The 18,393-nt window shown below is 43.1% G+C and carries 17 protein-coding genes; 2 read left to right on the forward strand and 15 right to left on the reverse strand.

Annotated elements, in window-relative coordinates:
* Positions 1 to 255: 255 nt before the first annotated feature.
* The 7 genes from ACED59_RS13690 to ACED59_RS13720 form a co-directional block, all read right to left on the reverse strand.
* Positions 256 to 1,434 (reverse strand): lipopolysaccharide assembly protein LapB, encoded by a 1,179-nt coding sequence (locus tag ACED59_RS13690; protein ID WP_017098585.1) that lies wholly within the window; start codon positions 1,432 to 1,434, stop codon positions 256 to 258.
* Entirely contained in the window at positions 1,431 to 2,060 is a 630-nt protein-coding gene (locus ACED59_RS13695; RefSeq protein ID WP_371705002.1) for an energy transducer TonB, read from the reverse strand. The genes ACED59_RS13690 and ACED59_RS13695 overlap by 4 nt, the downstream gene beginning before the upstream one ends.
* 19 nt (positions 2,061 to 2,079) lie before the next feature.
* Positions 2,080 to 2,484 carry a biopolymer transporter ExbD gene (locus tag ACED59_RS13700; protein WP_004731145.1) on the reverse strand — a complete coding sequence of 135 codons (405 nt, stop codon included), beginning with the start codon at positions 2,482 to 2,484 and terminating at the stop codon, positions 2,080 to 2,082.
* On the reverse strand, positions 2,481 to 3,041 hold the full coding sequence (locus ACED59_RS13705) for a MotA/TolQ/ExbB proton channel family protein (protein ID WP_009845407.1): 561 nt from the start codon (positions 3,039 to 3,041) through the stop codon (positions 2,481 to 2,483). Before ACED59_RS13705 ends, ACED59_RS13700 begins: the two co-directional genes overlap by 4 nt.
* Positions 3,041 to 4,417 carry a MotA/TolQ/ExbB proton channel family protein gene (locus ACED59_RS13710; protein WP_017098587.1) on the reverse strand — a complete coding sequence of 459 codons (1,377 nt, stop codon included), beginning with the start codon at positions 4,415 to 4,417 and terminating at the stop codon, positions 3,041 to 3,043. The genes ACED59_RS13705 and ACED59_RS13710 overlap by 1 nt, the downstream gene beginning before the upstream one ends.
* Complete coding sequence (locus tag ACED59_RS13715; protein WP_017098588.1) at positions 4,417 to 5,184, reverse strand: DUF3450 domain-containing protein; 768 nt, start codon at positions 5,182 to 5,184, stop codon at positions 4,417 to 4,419. The genes ACED59_RS13710 and ACED59_RS13715 overlap by 1 nt, the downstream gene beginning before the upstream one ends.
* 178 nt (positions 5,185 to 5,362) lie before the next feature.
* Positions 5,363 to 7,489, reverse strand: a complete 2,127-nt coding sequence (locus ACED59_RS13720) for a TonB-dependent siderophore receptor (RefSeq protein ID WP_017098589.1) — start codon at positions 7,487 to 7,489, stop codon at positions 5,363 to 5,365.
* A gap of 559 nt (positions 7,490 to 8,048) precedes the next feature.
* Between ACED59_RS13720 and ACED59_RS13725 the strand changes: the two genes are divergently transcribed.
* Positions 8,049 to 9,353, forward strand: coding sequence for a dicarboxylate/amino acid:cation symporter (locus ACED59_RS13725; protein ID WP_017098590.1), 1,305 nt, complete (start codon positions 8,049 to 8,051; stop codon positions 9,351 to 9,353).
* A gap of 201 nt (positions 9,354 to 9,554) precedes the next feature.
* Here ACED59_RS13725 and ACED59_RS13730 read toward each other — a convergent pair whose 3' ends face one another.
* The 4 genes from ACED59_RS13730 to ACED59_RS13745 form a co-directional block, all read right to left on the reverse strand.
* Positions 9,555 to 10,940: a sensor histidine kinase gene (locus ACED59_RS13730; RefSeq protein WP_017098591.1), complete on the reverse strand. Its 1,386-nt coding sequence runs from the start codon at positions 10,938 to 10,940 to the stop codon at positions 9,555 to 9,557.
* Positions 10,937 to 11,602, reverse strand: a complete 666-nt coding sequence (locus ACED59_RS13735; protein ID WP_012600578.1) for a response regulator transcription factor — start codon at positions 11,600 to 11,602, stop codon at positions 10,937 to 10,939. Before ACED59_RS13735 ends, ACED59_RS13730 begins: the two co-directional genes overlap by 4 nt.
* 80 nt (positions 11,603 to 11,682) lie before the next feature.
* Positions 11,683 to 12,156: an NYN domain-containing protein gene (locus tag ACED59_RS13740; protein ID WP_009845414.1), complete on the reverse strand. Its 474-nt coding sequence runs from the start codon at positions 12,154 to 12,156 to the stop codon at positions 11,683 to 11,685.
* A gap of 151 nt (positions 12,157 to 12,307) precedes the next feature.
* Positions 12,308 to 12,469: a hypothetical protein gene (locus ACED59_RS13745; RefSeq protein WP_240798291.1), complete on the reverse strand. Its 162-nt coding sequence runs from the start codon at positions 12,467 to 12,469 to the stop codon at positions 12,308 to 12,310.
* Here ACED59_RS13745 and ACED59_RS13750 point away from each other — a divergent pair.
* Positions 12,435 to 12,923, forward strand: a complete 489-nt coding sequence (locus tag ACED59_RS13750) for a DUF4174 domain-containing protein (protein WP_241909476.1) — start codon at positions 12,435 to 12,437, stop codon at positions 12,921 to 12,923. The genes ACED59_RS13745 and ACED59_RS13750 overlap by 35 nt on opposite strands.
* Positions 12,924 to 13,007: 84 nt before the next feature.
* Here the strand turns inward: ACED59_RS13750 and cobA are convergent, their stop codons facing one another.
* From cobA to nirB, 4 genes are all read right to left on the reverse strand, one after another.
* Positions 13,008 to 13,784 (reverse strand): uroporphyrinogen-III C-methyltransferase, encoded by a 777-nt coding sequence (cobA, locus tag ACED59_RS13755; protein ID WP_017098593.1) that lies wholly within the window; start codon positions 13,782 to 13,784, stop codon positions 13,008 to 13,010.
* Positions 13,785 to 14,100: 316 nt separating this feature from the next.
* Positions 14,101 to 14,916 carry a formate/nitrite transporter family protein gene (locus ACED59_RS13760; protein ID WP_009845417.1) on the reverse strand — a complete coding sequence of 272 codons (816 nt, stop codon included), beginning with the start codon at positions 14,914 to 14,916 and terminating at the stop codon, positions 14,101 to 14,103.
* A 175-nt stretch (positions 14,917 to 15,091) separates the two neighbouring features.
* Positions 15,092 to 15,415, reverse strand: a complete 324-nt coding sequence (gene nirD / locus ACED59_RS13765; protein WP_009845418.1) for a nitrite reductase small subunit NirD — start codon at positions 15,413 to 15,415, stop codon at positions 15,092 to 15,094.
* A gap of 15 nt (positions 15,416 to 15,430) precedes the next feature.
* Positions 15,431 to 17,989, reverse strand: a complete 2,559-nt coding sequence (gene nirB / locus ACED59_RS13770) for a nitrite reductase large subunit NirB (RefSeq protein ID WP_017098594.1) — start codon at positions 17,987 to 17,989, stop codon at positions 15,431 to 15,433.
* Positions 17,990 to 18,393 lie beyond the last annotated feature (404 nt).

The raw sequence follows: 18,393 nt of genomic DNA on the forward strand, positions 1-18,393 counted from the left end.
AATTTTGATTGTAGAATAACTACTTATCGAAAATTTCCGACTTGTTCTCAAGCATTTTTCCTGCGCTATTTATGATCACTTACTTACTGTGATTGGTATTATTCTTACCTCAGTCAAACAACCGCACCGCTCAAGCACCAAGGTTTAAGGTTTAAGTCTATTGAATACAAAAAAAGGGTGTCATTTGAACATTCAAATGACACCCTTTCACTGTCTTATTTAGTACTCTGCTTTCTAGCTTCTAACTATATGTGATTAGGCGTTTCCACTTTCGCTGACCGTTCTCAGCTGGGTCAAATATTTGATCCAGCCTTTAGCCTCAGAAGACGGTTCAATGTTGTTCGCGCGCTTAGCTTGAGCGAGAGCATTATCTAAGTTCTTCAACTTATACCATGAACGTACTTTCGCTAATGCAACGTCAGCTTGCTTGTTCTTGTCTTTCACTTTGTCTAAAACAACCAGAGCTCGCTTGTAGTAACCTTGCTGAACCAATAATTGAGCAACATTCCAATGGTATCGAGTGTTCATGTTCGACGCTAACGTCCACACTTCAATCGCATTGTCCCACTCTTTCGCTAGCTGCCAGTAGGTTGCTTGCTCAGCCAGAAGTTGAACATCGCTGTTTGCGTCATCTAACTTGCTAATTTCTTGCGCAGCGCGCTCAGGGATGCCTCGTTTCGCGTACAGTTGAGCAAGTAGCCGACGGTCTGAATTATTCAGTTCAACACCTTGTAGCTCAGCAAGCGCTAAGGTATTCAACGCATCTCGGCTACGTTCTAGCCTTAACTGAATCCCGACCAGTTGACGCCACCAGTTGTCTTTTTCGGGTTGAAGTTCAACTAAACTTTCTAACGTAGGAATTGATTGCTTCCATTGTTTTAACTGTAGTTGAGCACCCAGCTTTAACGAGAGAGGCGACAACTGTGGTTTTGAATTAAACTTGTTATGATTACCTATAGCCGCCAGTACTTTCGTCCAGTTTTCAATTTGGTATTCAGCTTGAGCAATTCGCATCCATAGCGTGTCTTTCTTTTCAGCTTCCGGTGCTGTTTTAACGAGCTCATAATAGTGTGGTAATGCCGCTTTAAAATGCTGCTCGCTAAGCAGCAAATCAGCTAACATACGTTTCGTTGCCCAAGCTTGCTCATCGACCAATAAGCCACTACCCACTGCATAAGTAAGCTGCTTGATTGCCGTCTCTGTTTTACCATCTTGCCAGTAAAACACACCAAGCATGCGAGCGACATAGGCTTTGTCATAGCCTTTAGATAACTCTAAACTAGCCAAAACCTCAATCGCCTGTTTAACGTGCTCCTCTTGAGCAAGTTTATTCGCCTTTTGAACACGAATAACGGTGTATTGGGTAAGCTCTTTTGCCGGTACTGTAAGGGGCATTATCAACAAGCCCACTAATATCCATATCTGTTTCATCATTTTGCCAACTTAAACTCTAGTTTCACGGTTTGACCAACCTGAGCTACCGCTTTTCCATCGACGACTTTAGGTTGATACTTCCATTTTTTAAGTGCTCTTATCGCTTCACGTTCAAACATACGACGTGGATTTGCATCCGTAACTTGAATATCAACAGAACGTCCTGTTTCATCGATTGTAAAAGACAAAATGACATACCCTTCAGCGCCACGCTTGAGCGCTTTTGCTGGATAACGAGGTTCAACTCGATAAAGCGGCATTATCTGTTGATTTGACCCAAAATCAGAAAATGTTGGAGCGTTAATCGCTAGGCCTTCAATTGAAGTATTCAAATCCAGTGAAGACAGTGAAGACAGTGAAGACATTGAATTCAGAGGCGTTACTTCAGCTTGCGACTGAGACGTTTGCGCTTGCGGTGGCAGCTCTGGCATTTCGGGTTGTTCCGGGACTGCACGTTGTCTTCTCTGTACTTCTTGTTCTTGTTCAACCATCACCATGTTGAAACTTAACGTCTCACCATTTTCTGGCGAACGTTGGTGTCCATTATCGACCATCCAAGCCATGAAAGAAAATAGTGCTAAACCCAACGCTCCCGCTAAAGGTAATGCAAGAAATAGGCGAATCATTGATTAAGATCCTCCAAGATCATCGCTTTTCAGCTGCAAGCGCAATATTTTTAACACCCGCACCTTTGGCAGCGTCCATCACTTTAACAACCGTACCGTTATAAGCATGCTCGTCCGCCTGAATAACCAAAGAAGCATCAGGTTGTTCTAGCAACAAGTGTTCTAACGTCGCTTGAACACGTTCAACATCCACAACACGTTTATCTATGAAAATGTCATTCGCAGAAGTAATCGCGACAAAGATACCTGCATCTTTTTGGCTCACTACATTTGAAGCTTGCGGGCGATTGACTTCAACACCAGATTCACGAACAAATGAACTCGTCACAATGAAGAAAATAAGCATGATGAATACGATATCAAGCATCGAAGTAAGGTCTATTTGAGCCTCTTCGTTTTTAGAATGACGTCGACCGAGTCTCATCGTTGACTCCTTAAAGATTTTTCTAATTTCAATTCTAAGCGGTTACAGACTTTCGCTAAACGAGCATGAACAAACATGCCCGCTAATGCAGCAACCATACCCGCCATCGTTGGTAAAGTTGCCAACGAGATACCTGAGGCCATCAATTTAGGATCACTGCTTCCTTGAGTCGCCATGACATCAAAAACGGAGATCATACCGGTTACGGTACCGAGCAAACCCAACATCGGACAAATAGCAACTAACAGCTTAATAAAGTTCAAGTTTTGGTTAAGCAAGATACTCGCTTGCCCCAACCAACCTTCACGAATGGCTTTAGCATGCCAAGAAGAGTGATCTTCTCTTTCATGCCACTTTGTAATCCAAGCTTGGCGTTGCTTTGGAAAATAGAACGCGAGATAAAGCACACGTTCTACCACAAGTACCCAAAAAACGAGGACGACAGCCGCTAGCCACCACAGGACGAAACCGCCCTGATCCATAAAGTTTGATAAAGACAGCAGCCAGTTACTCGTTAACCAACTCGCTGGTAATAGAGAACCCGACAAAATATCCATTACGCGGCAGTCCCAACTTGTGAAACAACAGCGCTTGGTTCAATAGACTTCTCTGCCTGCTCAGCAACAAGGCCAATGCCCTGTTTCTCCAAAATATTACGAATGTTCTCTGACTGAGTACTCAGAATGTTGTGTGCCAATAGCAGTGGCATTGCAGCAACAAGGCCAAGTACCGTTGTAACAAGTGCCATCGAAATGCCGCCCGCCATTACTTTAGGGTCACCATTACCAAACTGTGTGATCACTTGGAATGTTTCTATCATGCCGGTTACGGTACCTAGCAAGCCAAGCATTGGTGCTAGAGCAGCTAGAAGCTTCAGCATTGATAAACCTTTCTCTAGGTGAGTTTGTTCATCCACTACCGCTTCTAAAAGTCGCAGTTCTAATGCTTCTACTGTTTGATTTTTCTCTTTGCTGTAAACCGCAAGAACACGACCCAGAGGGTTGTCTCCCGCTTGTTCAGGTTTTTTAAGTTGAGCGCGAATCTTCTGACGAGCGATAGCCAAAGAAATACCACGAACCAATGCGATGATTAAGCCGATTGCCAACAAGCCAAGAATAACTTTACCAACTAGGCCACCTGCTTGCAGACGATCAGCTAGGCTTGGTTCCAAAGCTAATTGTTCTAGCATGAATCCACGAGAGGGATCGACGACCACGTTAGACACTTCGCCATTAGCTAAAGTAGAAAGCGACGCCAGTGTTGGACCTTGTGAAGGCTGCTTCAAGTAAACTATTGCATCTTGATGTCTAGCATCCCACCATACGTAACCTGACTCAGCAACTAAGCCAATAGAACCCAGTCGATAAGCTTCTGCCTTTTCAGTGACCCCTTCACTATTAACTAGTGAAACTGTCGACTTGCTTATCTCTGAACTTGCTTGAATTTGCTCCATCATGCTCAACCAAAGACCTGTTAACTGGGGCATTGACGGTAATGATTTTGCGTCCACGATTTGATAAACAGTTTCTGTATACGCTGCGCGATCTACGTTAGTTACTGTATCCGTAAGCTCATGTTCAAGGTCTTTTGCATTTTGTCTTACAACGCCAAACAACTCACCTAAGCTACCTGTTTCTAAACGCAGTTTCTCTTCTAAACGAGCAAGCTTGTTTTCGTTATCACTGAATGTCTGAGTCAGAACATCGGTCGCACCTTGAATAGAGCTACGTTTAGCTTCAAGCTGTGCTTTGATCGCTTTGAGTTGTTGTTCTGTCTTTTTAAAGTCAGCTTCACGAATTACGTTATGAGACGCTTGCGTGCGACTCTCTGATTTTGCTTTGTTAACAAGCTGAGCTGTCGTGTCTGATGCAGAGAAAGCAGAAAATGAAATTGACGTAATGCAAAGCAATGCTGCTAATGGCTTTAAGTACATTACTTAACCTCCGCAACAGTTAAAGAAACAGGTAAAGTAATTAAGCTTGGAGACGCTTGCTTATTAGCAATATCGTACGCTTTGTCCAACTCAGATTTCATCGAAGAATCCAACTCTTGCCATTGATCGCTATTTTGGTCCCAAGACCAATATTGGGTACCATTTAAGTTACGAGCGACCAGTGAAATGCGGCCAAGATGCAAAATATCAACTTCAAGCACTTTATCTTGACTTAACTCGACACGGCTTGAATAAGAACTTAGCTTAATACCGTAATCCACTTCAATTTGGTACGCCTCTAAAATACGGCGATATTTTTCAGCATCACTGACATCAGCACGAGTCATCATCGCTTTCAGCTTTTCAACGCGACGCAGACGGCTATTTGTCTTGAAAGGTAGATCGCTTTCAATAACTTCCTGGAGACCATCGATCATCTTGTACATTAAAGGCACAACACCTTGACGTGTTAGTTTGATTTCGTCGATCTGCCCTTCAATACTCAGCGCTTCTTGATCTTGGCTCTTAACCAATGCGGCAAGATGATCGTGATAGATTTCTAAATTTTTCACTTCTTCTTGCAGGCGCTCAACCTCAGCTTGCAGCAATAATGTTGCTTGTGAGCTTTTATCAATAACCTTTTGGCTCGAAGCCGACGCGTTATTGGTCTTGTTTTGAATTGATTGAGCTTGATCCAAGCTGTTTGCCATCGATGACGTTGCAACCAAATTGATGGCAAGTGCTAGGCTAGTTTTTAAAAGATTCATAATTGTAGTCATTTACTTTAGAAGAAGAACAAATGAGTTTTATTGATAAGCAGTCTCATTATCATTAAAAACCACTCGCATTGCTAGGGGTATTTTTACTAAATAGCAGAATCAAGAAAGGGGAAAGTCGAAACCTTCCCCTTAATATTTAAGCTACCAATAGTACCCTACTAACAAATTAGTATTTTACCTGTAACGTAGCCATGTAGTTACGACCTTCGCCAACAACAACGCCACGTGTGCTGCCGCCTTCTAGGTAATCTGTATCAAACAGGTTCTCTACATTAAAGCGTGCAACAAAATCTAGGTTCTCATCGTACTTGATAGTATGTGCAACACCAGCATCTACACGAGTGTAAGCGTCTTTCTTAAATGTGTTAGCACTTTCAGTGTAACGCTCACCTACGTGATACACACCTAGGTTTACATCAGTACCGTTGTTGAATGCGTAAGTAGACCAGATGCTTGCAGTAAATTCAGGAACGTCTGCTGGTGTTTTACCATTAAGAGCAGGGTCATTCTTATATTCAGCATCTAAGAACATTGTTGATGCACTTACAGAGAACGCATCCGTCACGTAGCCCGTCGCAGCTAGCTCCACACCGGTGTGAACTTGCTCACCCACCTGTGTAGTACGAGTATCTTTTGCATGAGATGCAGGAAGGTCTTCTGTAACTTGCATGTTCGTTTGTGTGATCTGGAATAGTGCACCTGATACGAATAAACGCTCGTCAAACAATTCCCACTTAGAGCCTAGCTCGTACAATGATCCTTGTTTCGGCTTTTGTGATTGACCGAAGTTCACATCTTTCGGGTTTGAGATTTCACCTACAGGTTCAAAACTTTCAGAGTAAACAGCATAAATTGAACCATTTTCAGCCGGTGAGTACACCACACCTAATTTTGGTAAAAGGTTGTTGTACGTCTGCTCTTTCGATTTTGACGTGCCTTTGTTGCTGATCGTCTTATCGTAAGCTAAACGAACACCTGCAAGCGCTTGCCATTGGTCGTTAAAAGTCACAAGGTCTTGAACGTATAGACCGTAGTGTTGGCTTTGTGAGTGCGATTGTGAATCATCATTTTTGTAATGAATGTCCGCTGGCATATCAAAGCCTTTGCCACACTCTTTCATTGCATCTGCTTTTGATGCATTTTCACAAGCATAATCTCGTACATATAAGCGCTTGTAATCGTAGTGCAGTCCATTAGCGCCAACCAATAGACGGTGGTTTACGCCAAGAGCGTCAAAATCACCCGTGAAATCTACATAGGCCGTATCGAACGTCCATTCATCATGGCGATCAGAAACTTGATATCCGAAAGTTTTGTTTTTCTTGTTTTCTTTAACTTCGTTTTTTGACTCTGTGCGACGGCGCTCGTAAAACTGGCGGTTAATGCCAGACTTAACCGACCATGCATCGTTTAAGTTTGCTGTAAGACCCACGCCGTAGTTTGCAACATCGTTATCTGTTTGTGCAAAACGTTGATCATTAACCGTATTTGGGTTGATCGCTTTACCCGTTGTCTTATCAATCTTAGAGCCGTTATCTAAATCACCCAGCTCTTGAGTGCGGTCGTAATGCGCAGATAGCATCACATCTTCGTTGATATCGTAATCAACAAATAGGCCACCAACAAAACGCTCTGTCTCTACATCTGTGCCGTCAAAGCGGGTGCGGTAAGAATCTTGATTTTCTTTTGAAACTATAGCGCGAGCACGTAATGTTTGGTCATCATTCAATGAACCACTTACATCAGCGGTCGTACGAGTGTAGTTGTCAGAACCAATGTCTTGGCTCACATTAACTTGAGTTTCATACGTTGGCTTCTTAGTAACCATGTTAACAAGGCCGCCTGGTGCTGATTTACCGTAGAGTAAACCTGCTGGGCCTTTTAGTACTTCAACGCGTTCTAGTAGTTCTACCGGTTGACGGTAATGAGACCAGTGTTGAACGCCATCACGCAAGTAACCAGAACTGCTTCCTAGAGAGAAACCACGTAGGTTGAAGCGCTCACGGTTTGTTGATTTAGAACCCGCTGAAATTGACGCATCATTTTTTAATACTTCGCCAAGCGTGCTTGCGCGTTGCTCATCAATGATTTGCTCACTGATAATCGTAACTTGTCCTGGAGTCTCTAATTGAGTCGCCTCCATGCGCATTGCTGTTGTATTCGTGTCGGCTTTATAACCGTAATCACGACCTTCAACAACCATATGTTCGTCAGTTTTTACTGCTTCTGCCAATACTGCTGGTGAAGCTAATACTGCGCCGATCACTAAAGCCAATGGCTTTTTTGAAAACATGTCCTTTTCTCCACTTTTATTCTTTTAGACGAACACTTTGTTATTTATTCGATGTGTCCGTTAGACCGTTTCCGGTACCACTGAATTATTTCGATGGGAAATATAAGTGATAACTATTACTATTTGCATTAAATTTACATTCTTTGCATTCGTAAAGTTTTGTAAAGACGAGCTGACGAGTCGTTAACCTGCAGTTAAAAGAAACCAATTCAATACAGTCATTTAACGAACACTTAAATTAAAAATCGGTTCTCTGCGCCAAACTTTTTGAAACACCGCCATTTGCGCAGTCAATGTAATCAGTAAACATCTATAACAAATTCCTCTTATCTTATTTATTACCTTCAGAACGACGAATTTTTGTATAAAACACTCGATAAATGTAAATAACTGGTGAATTATTTTGTTTTATTTTGTTTTATTTGAACAATTATCAGTGATTATGATCACATCTGTAATTCCAAACTCATTTTTTGTTTTTCGATTTAATCAACCGACTGCTAATCTCCTGCTCACTTTGGAAAGGTATCAAAGTTATAAATAATAAGGAGTGTTCTAAATGAATACCAAGAAACCTATGTCTCTGACTGGCCGAGTTATCCTCGGTATGGTCGTAGGTATATTAACGGGATTTGCCATTCAATCCCTTTTTGCAGACAGCGGATTTGTTAACAACTACATCGTTAACGGACTCTTTGAAGTAGGCGGACAGATTTTTGTCGCCAGTTTAAAAATGCTTGTTGTACCACTCGTCTTCGTTTCACTCGTGTGCGGTACAAGCTCTCTTAAAGATTTATCAACTCTTGGCCGTATGGGTGGCAAAACGCTTGCACTTTATATCGGTACTACAGCCGTTGCTATTACTCTAGCATTGACTATCGGTAACCTGTTCCAACCTGGAGCGGGTGCGGATCTTACTGCTGCGAGCTCTTTCAAATCAGCTGATGCTCCTTCTTTGGGCCAAGTCATCATCGACATGTTCCCGACCAACCCTATTCAGGCGATGGCTGAGGGCAAAACGCTACAAGTTATCGTATTTGCTGTATTGTTTGGTATTGCAATCAGTGCAGCGGGTAAACCTGGCGAGCGTATCGCCGCGGTTTTCTCCGACTTGAACGAAGTGATCATGAAGCTTGTCGCTCTTCTGATGAACCTTGCGCCTTACGGTGTGTTCTTCTTGATGGCTAAACTGTTCTCAGGCCTTGGCTTGGGCGCGATTTGGAACCTAGCGGAATACTTCTTAGTGTTAGCTGGTACTCTACTGTTACACGGTTTAGTAACTTACAGTGCGATGCTTAAAGGGTTTACAGGCCTTAGCCCAATTACGTTCCTACGTAAGATGGAAGATGCAATCATGTTTGCATTCTCAACAGCATCTTCAAACGCAACGATTCCAGTGACAATGGAAACGGCTAAAAACCGCATGGGCGTAGACAACAAAGTCGCTTCGTTCACAGTTCCACTAGGCGCAACTGTCAACATGGACGGTACTGCTATCATGCAGGGTGTTGCAACGGCGTTTATCGCACAAGCGTACAACATCGACCTGACTATGGGTGATTACCTAATGGTGATCCTAACAGCGACACTGGCTTCTGTTGGTACAGCAGGTGTTCCTGGTGTTGGTCTTGTTATGTTGGCGATGGTATTGAACCAAGTTGGACTGCCGCTCGAAGGTATCGCATTAATCATGGGTGTTGACCGTCTTCTTGACATGATCCGTACTGCCGTAAACATCACTGGTGATAGTGCCGTAACTATCATTGTGGCTAAATCTGAAGGATCTTTTGACGAAGCTCGCTTCAATAACCCAGCAGCCGGTGAAAAAGAAGAAGAAGTAAAGCTAGTACGCCAACAGGCATAATCTAGCTTCTCTGGTGCTCTTACTTTCAAGCCAAGGCGCAATTAATGGCTGTGCCTTAGCCTGATAATGAAAAGCGTGTATACAAAAACGCCACTGCTGATAAAGTGGCGTTTTTAATTGGGTTCTCTTTGAGCCGAAACGATTCAACTCTCATCTATCTTCTCATTACAGGGGCTGAGCGTTGAGTGCCGAGCCTAACGCTTAATCTACGATAGGAAACATAAGGTTCACTCTAAGTCCCCCACCTTCTCTGTTCTCAGCGGTAACATGCCCATTCATCACTCCCATGGCTTCCTTAACGATCGCGAGTCCAAGACCGTAACCACCAGACTGTTTATCTCTGGCTGACTCAATGCGGGTAAACGGGTCAAAGATATCTGCAATCTTGTTATCTGGAATACCTTCACCATCATCCTCCACAGAAATGACACTGTAACGCTTATCATTGACCTGCCCGTAGGTCTTGACGACAATATCCGCATTGCCCCCTGCGTATTTGATCGCATTTCCTACAAGGTTACTGATCACCCTCAAAAGTAGCCTCTCATCAACATTAACCATTGATGTCGCTGTTTCCAAATCACCAGTCAAAGTTTGATTAGGTTTCAAATCATTTTGCATCTGTACAATTAGCATTGAGCAATACTGCTCAAGATGCATTGGAGTTAACTTAGAATCATAACGAGAGGTTTCTAGGCGACTGAACTCAAGAATTTCACCCACCAGCTTATTCATCTCTTCCGTTTCGCTTTCCATCCGTTCGAGTAACCCCATACTTTTTTCATCGACCTTACTACGTAGTAAATGTAATGCGAGATTCTGCCTTGCTAACGGTGTCCTCAACTCATGTGATACATCACGAATCAAACGACGCTGCTTTTCAGCCAGAGACTTAATCTCAAAGGTCATATGGTCAAAATCATTGGCAAGCTCATTGAATTCACGTGTAGTTGAATCCAACTCAGACACAACACTCACTGAAAAATCTCCTTGTGCGAGCCTTCGACTGGCCTCCCTTAAACGATCGAGTGGCTGCTGCAGACTTTTCGCCATAATAATGGAAAACAGCGATAACACGATCAAAGCAATCACAGCTTTCAGCGCGTAGGAATACGGTGCAAAGGATTTTGCTGGATGAAACTGCCCTGGCAGTTGGATCACGAGTGTATTGCCGTTATCAAGTGGCAAGCCGAAGATAGGCTTACTCACACGATCACTGAGTTGATGGTCTAATGTACGCAGGTACTTCAACTTAAATTCAAAATGCGGATGCATGTGTCGGTGGGTAATAGGTCGGTTGTTTTCATCGATAATGAATAAATAATAACGTTGGGCATTGCCCCAGTCGGCAAGCTCATCCATGTCCCCTTCTTCGATCAGTACATTAGCTTGATAAGCCAAATCCAACATTTCAGCTTTGACAGGTTCAGGTACCTTCAACAAGGCTTTCATCAGCGCTCGTTCTGCGACACCTTGAAGGATGAGGATACTGACTAAAATCACGGTCAGGCAACTGAACAGCTGAAACGTTAAGCCATCCTTACGCTTGATAACGAAACCAGGGCACCGTAGAAACCAGTTACTCATACTCCTACCGACTCTAGGTAGCTGTAGCCTTGACCGCGCACAGTTTTAATATGTTGCTTTGATAAGCCAGCCTGCACCAATTTTCGACGTATGTTGCTGATATGCATATCTAAGTTACGGTCGAATGGACACAGTTCTTTCTTCAATACATGTACTTGCAAGTCAGATTTTGATACAACGATACCATTATTTTTGATCAGATAATCGAGCAATTCTTTTTCAGTGCCGGTTAAAGGTAAACGGGTAAGTTGCTCGCACAAACCTTGATTAGATGAAGCCATTGATTGTCTTTGTCGCTCAAACCCAACTCGGCGTAAGATCACCTTAATCCGGGTCAAAAGCTCAGGAACATTGAAAGGCTTAGCGATGTATTGATCTGCCCCGGCTTGATAGCCATCTAGCATGGAGGCATCATCATTAAGCGCAGTTAGCATAAGTATAGGAGTAGCAAAACGCTGACAAATACGTCTTGCGACTTGAATACCACTTAAATTAGGGAGCATCACATCGAGTAAGACTAAATCAACAGGATTTGATTGAATAAACTCTAGAGCTGATTCACCGCAATGAACGGTATCAACGTGATACCCTTCATTCTCCAACACTTCACCCAGTAACTCACACAACTGAATATCATCATCAACAACTAAAACACGAGACATTTCACACACCGATAAATAAGAACTGTTTGCATTCTAATTATCGTTATTATTGATTTCAATTATAAAGTGCGTGATTTCCTCTATAGAAGAAAATCTTTTTCAATCGGTACAAATTTTGAGGCAGAATCGATAAGATTTTGAGCTGTTAACCCAGGAACGCCATACACTTCAACAGGTTTTCCAAAGCGCTCTTTGATTCGTTCTACCAAGATTTCAAAATCGCCATCACCCGATACCAAAACAATCGTATCAACCGTCTCCGCAAGCTCTATCGCATCTAACGCGATACCGACATCCCAATCCCCTTTGGCGCTACCATCACGACGCTGAATAAACGGTTTTAGCTTCACATTAAAACCAACACCACGAAGGATATGGTGGAATTGGCGCTGTTTAGGATCTTGGCTTGAGATTGCGTAAGCATTGGCTTCGACAACGTTACGTCCTTCCGTGGCAACATACCAAAACTGGTTATAGTCGAAGTTAGAACGGTATTTATCGCGTGTTGTATAGTAAACGTTCTGAACGTCGACCAAAATTGCTATGTTTTCCATAAATTCATACCTTTAGATTTTCCGTATACCCTATTCTATTCACTTCTAAAATGCGAGTCGCTTTCTTTAATAAAAATGAACTCATTAGCTATGCTTAACGTAGTTGTTATTGGCTTAACGTAGTTGCCATTAACTTAGAGCTTGTTTGGGTTTATCGAGGAAGGTGGAACATGCAGTACCGACAAATAATCAGATCATGCCTTGGCAGCGACACCATTGACTCAGTATTGACACGTTGCTGCGCGGCAATAACTAACGCTGCCATAACTAAGGCTGCGATAACTAAGGCATCGGTAACAAACGTAATTTCCAAACCACTGAACGCTCTAATAACAAGCACGGTTATGTTTATGATTCTGTCAGTCAACTCGTTACACGCCTACCCAGCCTACTCTCATTCCAAAGCTCTGCCACACCGCAGTGTTATTTATTTCGCTCCAACAGAAGATTCGATCGTAAAAGAGTTTCTTAATGAAGTCTTGATTAACAATTGTCAATTGGACGAGCGAGATGTAGTAATCATGGTCATCGCAGAAAGCGGCTACACCGTTCCTGCATGGTTAGTTGAAGAGTTTAATTTGGATGCAGTGACTAACAGTTATGGAATACCCAAAGGTTCACACACTGCCGTGTTGATTGGTAAAGACGGGAAAGAGAAACATAGGTGGAGTGGTAAAACCGACTGGAGTTTAATCACTAATATTATTGACGAAATGCCCATGCGCCAACAAGAAATGCAGCGACAGAGTAGCCGCTGCAGTATTTGATTCTTAGTCAGCTAAGCCTTTGGTTAACCATCAACCAAGCTAACAAGCTAACAAGCTAACAAGCTAAGCTTGATCATCAATCACTTAAGCTGGCTTGTTAAACCAAGCCAGTTTTTCATGGAGCTGAGCAACACTTCCAACCACAATCAGTGCTGGGCTCTTTGCAACGCCAGCAAGATCAGCTAGGTCACGTAGCCCACCTCTAAACACTTTCTGTTCTTGGCGAGTGCCATTTTCGATAATCGCAACTGGCATGTCTTCTCGCATACCGTTATCGAGTAAATTCTTCTGAATATTCGGACTCTCTTTCAAGCCCATGTAAAACACGATCGTGTGATTGTGTTGAGCAAGAGAACGCCAGTCAATATCTTCGCCATCTTTCTTCAAATGACCCGTAATAAACTGTACGCTTTGCGCGTGGTCACGGTGAGTCAATGGAATTCCCGCATATGCGGTCGCTCCTGCGGCTGCAGTAATGCCAGGAATCACTTCAAATCTCACGTCATTCTCAGCTAACGTTTCGCACTCTTCGCCACCACGGCCAAAGATAAACGAATCACCACCTTTTAGACGCACAACGTGCTTGTTTTCTTGTGCTTTGGTCACCAATAGTTGGTTGATCTGATCTTGTGGTACGCAGTGGTGATCGAGCTTCTTACCCACATACAACATTTCAGCTTCTGGATTAGCCATCGCTAAGATATCTTTTGATACCAAGCGGTCATAAACCAAAACGTCTGCTTGTTGAATCACTCGTGCGGCTTTTAGTGTAAGTAGGTCTGGGTCGCCCGGACCTGCACCTACCAATGAAACAAATCCATGGCTTACTTCTTTAACATTCGATGACGATACTTCTGACATTCTGCGCTCCGAAGGTTTGCTTGTTTTATCTCAAGCTTCAATCTATGTGATAAGTCACTGTATTCATGATGACTTATCAAAATCCTTACCTCTTAGACTATCAGGTGTTGAAATAAATATTCAGTCTAAATACTAACGAAGATAGAAATAATTATAACAAAACAATCTATTGCGGATGTTTTGCTCAATAGCAAACAACGCATCTATGATAACTAAGGTGTTGTCTGCCCGAGAATACACTGACAGCTTTCAAACTAAAAAAGCCCCAAACACGTTGTTGGGGCTTTCAATCTCATACTAACTTACGTTTACCGTATTACTTCGCGCCTAGAGAAGGAGCTGTTTTAACATGAGTCAGGTATAGGGGAACACACGTTAACAGTAGGCCACCAACGATGTTACCTAAGATTGTTGGGATAAGGTTGAAGTTCAACCATGTCGCGATACCGAAGTCAGCGCCAAGAATCATACCCAGTGGGAATAGAAACATGTTTACCACTGTGTGCTCAAATACAAGTGCGAAGAAGATGAAGATTGGGAACCACATCATTGCTACACGACCAGCAACTGTACGTGCAGTCATGTTACCAATCACACCTAGACAAACCATTAGGTTACAGAAGATGCCGCGCACGAAACATGTGATCCAGCCGTCCATGCCCATGTTTTCAAACCCTAGGCTACGACCTGTAGAAACAGCAATGAACTTTTGAGCAACTGCGTTTGGTTCTAAAGAGAAGTTACCTGTAAGTGAAATTGCCACTAACACTGCAACAATTAAAGAACCGATAAGGTTACCAAGACCAACAAGACCCCAACAACGTAAAATACGACCCCAAGTAATACCTGGACGGTTATCAAATTTCGCTAAAGGAGCAAGGCCAAATACACCGGTTACTAGGTCATAGCCCATTACACTTAGAATGACGAAGCCCACAGGGAACACAAGAGCGCCAACAATACCAATGCCTGTTTGCACGATAGTCGTGATTGCCACTACAACAGCAAGAGAAAGAATGATGCCTGCCATTGTGCTTCGAATCAGTAGATCACGAGTACTTGTTTTCGTTTTCGCTTCACCTACATCGATCATTGTTTGAACGAATTCTGCTGGTTTAAAATCAGTAGACATAAGATTGTCCTTAAAAAGTTAAAATTAAAAGTTGAAATCGGATAGGAAAAGGTTCTAGTTGCCGAATTAAGGCAATGTCGATAACTAGAACCCTTGATCTATCAAATCTTGCTAAGTAACTGTGTCGAAGTTTCGAACTAGCTATGGTTTCGCACTAGCTATGGTTTCGAACTAACTATGCTGAAACTTCTACAGCACCTTTAGTAACGCGAGCTTTATACGCTTTTACACTGAAGCTCTCGTCTTCCATGCACACACCTGTTGCTAGGTTAAAGCGTTGCTTCTTAAGTGGGCTTGCCACCCAAAGCTCACCTTTGTGCTCAACCGTTAAACCGCGAGATAAAACGTTTGATTGAAAAAACGGGTCAGTGTTACTAATAGCGAACACTTCTTCGGCTTTAGTTGGGCGGAAAATAGCAACTTGCTCACCACCAACCAACGCACAAACACCGGTACCTGGAATAATGTCTTCGATCTTACAAACTTTGGTAAATGCCATGATGTCGTCTCCCAATTAAACCAGTTCAACGTGAAGGATATCGCCCTTCGCTTCTGGGTGTTTTTCTGTGAATGTTGCTGGGCGGTGTTGTTCTCGGCCATCGTCAACAAACACAACGTTTTCATCACGGTCGTCAGCATTGATGAAGTGTGAGAAGCGCTTAAGTTGAGCTTCGTCGTTGATAGTGTCAGTCCACTCACAAGCAAAGTTACCCACAAGGCCAGCTACGTCCGCTTCAAGTTGGTCATTGATGCCAAGCTTGTTGTCGACAATCACTTCACGTAGGTAGTCAACACCACCCTCTAGGTTGTCCATCCATACCGAAGTACGTTGTAGTGGCGCAGCCGTGCGGATGTAGAACATCATGAAACGGTCGATGTATTTGATCAGCGTTTCTTGGTCTAGGTCGCTTGCAAGTAAGTCTGCGTGACGAGGCTTCATACCACCGTTACCACATACGTACATGTTCCAACCTGCGTCAGTCGCGATAATACCTAAGTCTTTACCTTGAGCTTCAGCACACTCACGAGTACAGCCAGACACACCAAACTTCATCTTATGAGGAGTACGGATGCCTTTGTAACGGTTCTCGATCATCACACCTAGGCCAACTGAATCTTGAACGCCGTAACGACACCAAGTTGAACCGACACATGTCTTAGCCATACGTAGCGCCTTCGCGTACGCTTGACCTGTTTCGTAGCCCGCAGCAACTAACTTCTTCCAGATTGCTGGTAAGTCATCTTTTTGAGCACCGAATAGACCGATACGCTGTGCACCTGTGATCTTGGTGTACAGGTTGTATTCAGCCGCTACATCAGCAAGAACGCTTAGTGCTTGAGGCGTTACTTCACCACCTGCCATACGAGGGATAACAGAGTAAGTACCGTCTTTTTGGATGTTACCTAGGAAGTTATCGTTGGTATCATGCAGTTTCACTAGCTCAGGCTTAAGGATGTGCTCACCCCAGCAAGAAGCAAGAATAGAACCCGCTAGAGGCTTACATACTTCACAGCCGTAGCCTTTACCGTATTTCTCTAGTAACTCATCGAATGTTTTGATTTCTTCGATACGAATCAAGTGGAAAAGCTCTTGGCGAGAGTAAGCAAAGTGCTCACATACGTCGTTCTTCACTTCAACACCGGCTTTAGCAAGTTCAGCGTTCAGTACTGAAGTCACAAGTGGAATACAACCACCACAGCCAGTACCAGCACCAGTTACTGCTTTGATATCACCAATTGTATGGTGACCTTCAGCAACGGCTTGTGCAATCTTGCCTTTAGTTACATCGAAACAAGAACAGATAACGGCAGTTTCTGGTAAAGAATCCGCGCCAAGTGTTGGCTTTTCAGCACCCGCGTGAGCAGGAAGAATCAATGCATCTGGATGCTCTGGCAGGTCGATTTCATTCAGCATTAGCTGAAGAAGATCACCATAGTCAGACGTATCACCGACCATTACCGCACCAAGCAGCTTCTTGTTGTCTTCAGAAACGATTAGTCGCTTGTAAATTTCTTGTTCTTCGTTTTGGTAAACGTAGCTCTTACAACCTGGAGTGCGGCCGTTAGCATCACCGATAGAACCTACTTTCACGCCAAGAAGCTTAAGCTTCGCAGACATGTCTGCACCTTCAAATGTGCTTTCGTTACCAACAACGTGGTCAACCGCAACGGTCGCCATTTTGTAACCAGGAGCCACTAGACCGTAGAACGTTTGGTTCCAAGATGCACACTCACCGATAGCGTAGATATCTTTGTCTGTCGTTTGACAGTGATCGTTAATCTCGATACCACCGCGAGGCGCAATACCTAGGCCCATTTGACGAGCAAGTTTGTCTTGTGGGCGAATACCAGCAGAGAATACGATGAAATCAGTTTCTAGCTCTGTACCGTCTGCAAAACGCATTACGTTACGAGCTTCAGTGCCTTCAGGAGCAATTTCAAGCGTGTTCTTACTTGTATGAACGTTTACGCCCATACGTTCGATTTTTTGACGAAGTTGATTACCACCAGCAAGATCAAGCTGCTCTGCCATAAGCTTGGGAGCAAACTCTACAACGTGAGTCGTCACACCTAATGCCTTTAGTGCACCAGCCGCTTCAAGACCAAGTAGACCACCACCAACAACAACACCAGACTTTGAGTTCTTTGCCGTCGCTTCGATAGCTTTTAAGTCTTCGATAGTACGGTAAACAAAACAGTCTTTACCTTCGTGGCCTTTAATTGGCGGTACAAACGGGAAAGAACCAGTCGCAAGAACAAGTTTGTCGTATTGAATTTCACGACCAGTGCTTGAGTAAACTGTTTTCTTTTCACGGTTAACGTTGATAGCACGTTCACCGATCAGCATGTTGATGCCGTGTTTCTCGTAGAAGCCTTCTTTTACCAAAGAAAGTTCATCTGCAGTATGGTGTGAAAAGTAAGAAGAAAGGTGCACACGGTCATACGCAACACGTGGTTCTTCACAGAACACCGTGATGTCCATGTTTGCAACATCTGTCTTCTCGACTAAATCTTCGATATAGCGATGACCGACCATCCCGTTACCGATTACGACTAGCTTCATCTTGCTCATAAGAATTCCTGAAGGTTATATATTTCTTAACTGAGCGAATAATGAATTATGAAAGAAAATGAAAATATGATGTAAATCAATTACGAAAACAAACTACCCTAAAGGGGTAGAACAAAAGAGGTAGATATGCTTAATTAACAAGCAAAGCAAACGAATAACCATAGTTTACATAGGGTTTAGCGGGGTTTTATATACACTTCAGTGCATTAAGAGGAATGTTGTAAAGTTTCACAATAGGTTACCAACAACGTAAGTAAATGACAATCATTTTCATTTAGGTTCTTATAAATATATATAGAAGCCTATAAATACATGTAGAACACCGTTTGCGTGAAAAACTATGTGTAATTGTGAAAACCACTCCTACCTATTCGGAATGTAAACAAAGCTGTTCGCCCTTTAAT

It is taken from the genome of Vibrio sp. FF266, from assembly GCF_041439695.1.
Classification (GTDB): domain Bacteria; phylum Pseudomonadota; class Gammaproteobacteria; order Enterobacterales; family Vibrionaceae; genus Vibrio; species Vibrio tasmaniensis_A.

Coding starts and splice junctions, on each gene's coding strand:
- ACED59_RS13690 (WP_017098585.1), bottom strand. CDS start 1,434: ATGATGAAACAGATATGGATATTAGTGGGCTTGTTGATAATGCCCCTT.
- ACED59_RS13695 (WP_371705002.1), bottom strand. CDS start 2,060: ATGATTCGCCTATTTCTTGCATTACCTTTAGCGGGAGCGTTGGGTTTA.
- ACED59_RS13700 (WP_004731145.1), bottom strand. CDS start 2,484: ATGAGACTCGGTCGACGTCATTCTAAAAACGAAGAGGCTCAAATAGAC.
- ACED59_RS13705 (WP_009845407.1), bottom strand. CDS start 3,041: ATGGATATTTTGTCGGGTTCTCTATTACCAGCGAGTTGGTTAACGAGT.
- ACED59_RS13710 (WP_017098587.1), bottom strand. CDS start 4,417: ATGTACTTAAAGCCATTAGCAGCATTGCTTTGCATTACGTCAATTTCA.
- ACED59_RS13715 (WP_017098588.1), bottom strand. CDS start 5,184: ATGAATCTTTTAAAAACTAGCCTAGCACTTGCCATCAATTTGGTTGCA.
- ACED59_RS13720 (WP_017098589.1), bottom strand. CDS start 7,489: ATGTTTTCAAAAAAGCCATTGGCTTTAGTGATCGGCGCAGTATTAGCT.
- ACED59_RS13725 (WP_017098590.1), top strand. CDS start 8,049: ATGAATACCAAGAAACCTATGTCTCTGACTGGCCGAGTTATCCTCGGT.
- ACED59_RS13730 (WP_017098591.1), bottom strand. CDS start 10,940: ATGAGTAACTGGTTTCTACGGTGCCCTGGTTTCGTTATCAAGCGTAAG.
- ACED59_RS13735 (WP_012600578.1), bottom strand. CDS start 11,602: ATGTCTCGTGTTTTAGTTGTTGATGATGATATTCAGTTGTGTGAGTTA.
- ACED59_RS13740 (WP_009845414.1), bottom strand. CDS start 12,156: ATGGAAAACATAGCAATTTTGGTCGACGTTCAGAACGTTTACTATACA.
- cobA (WP_017098593.1), bottom strand. CDS start 13,784: ATGTCAGAAGTATCGTCATCGAATGTTAAAGAAGTAAGCCATGGATTT.
- ACED59_RS13760 (WP_009845417.1), bottom strand. CDS start 14,916: ATGTCTACTGATTTTAAACCAGCAGAATTCGTTCAAACAATGATCGAT.
- nirD (WP_009845418.1), bottom strand. CDS start 15,415: ATGGCATTTACCAAAGTTTGTAAGATCGAAGACATTATTCCAGGTACC.
- nirB (WP_017098594.1), bottom strand. CDS start 17,989: ATGAGCAAGATGAAGCTAGTCGTAATCGGTAACGGGATGGTCGGTCAT.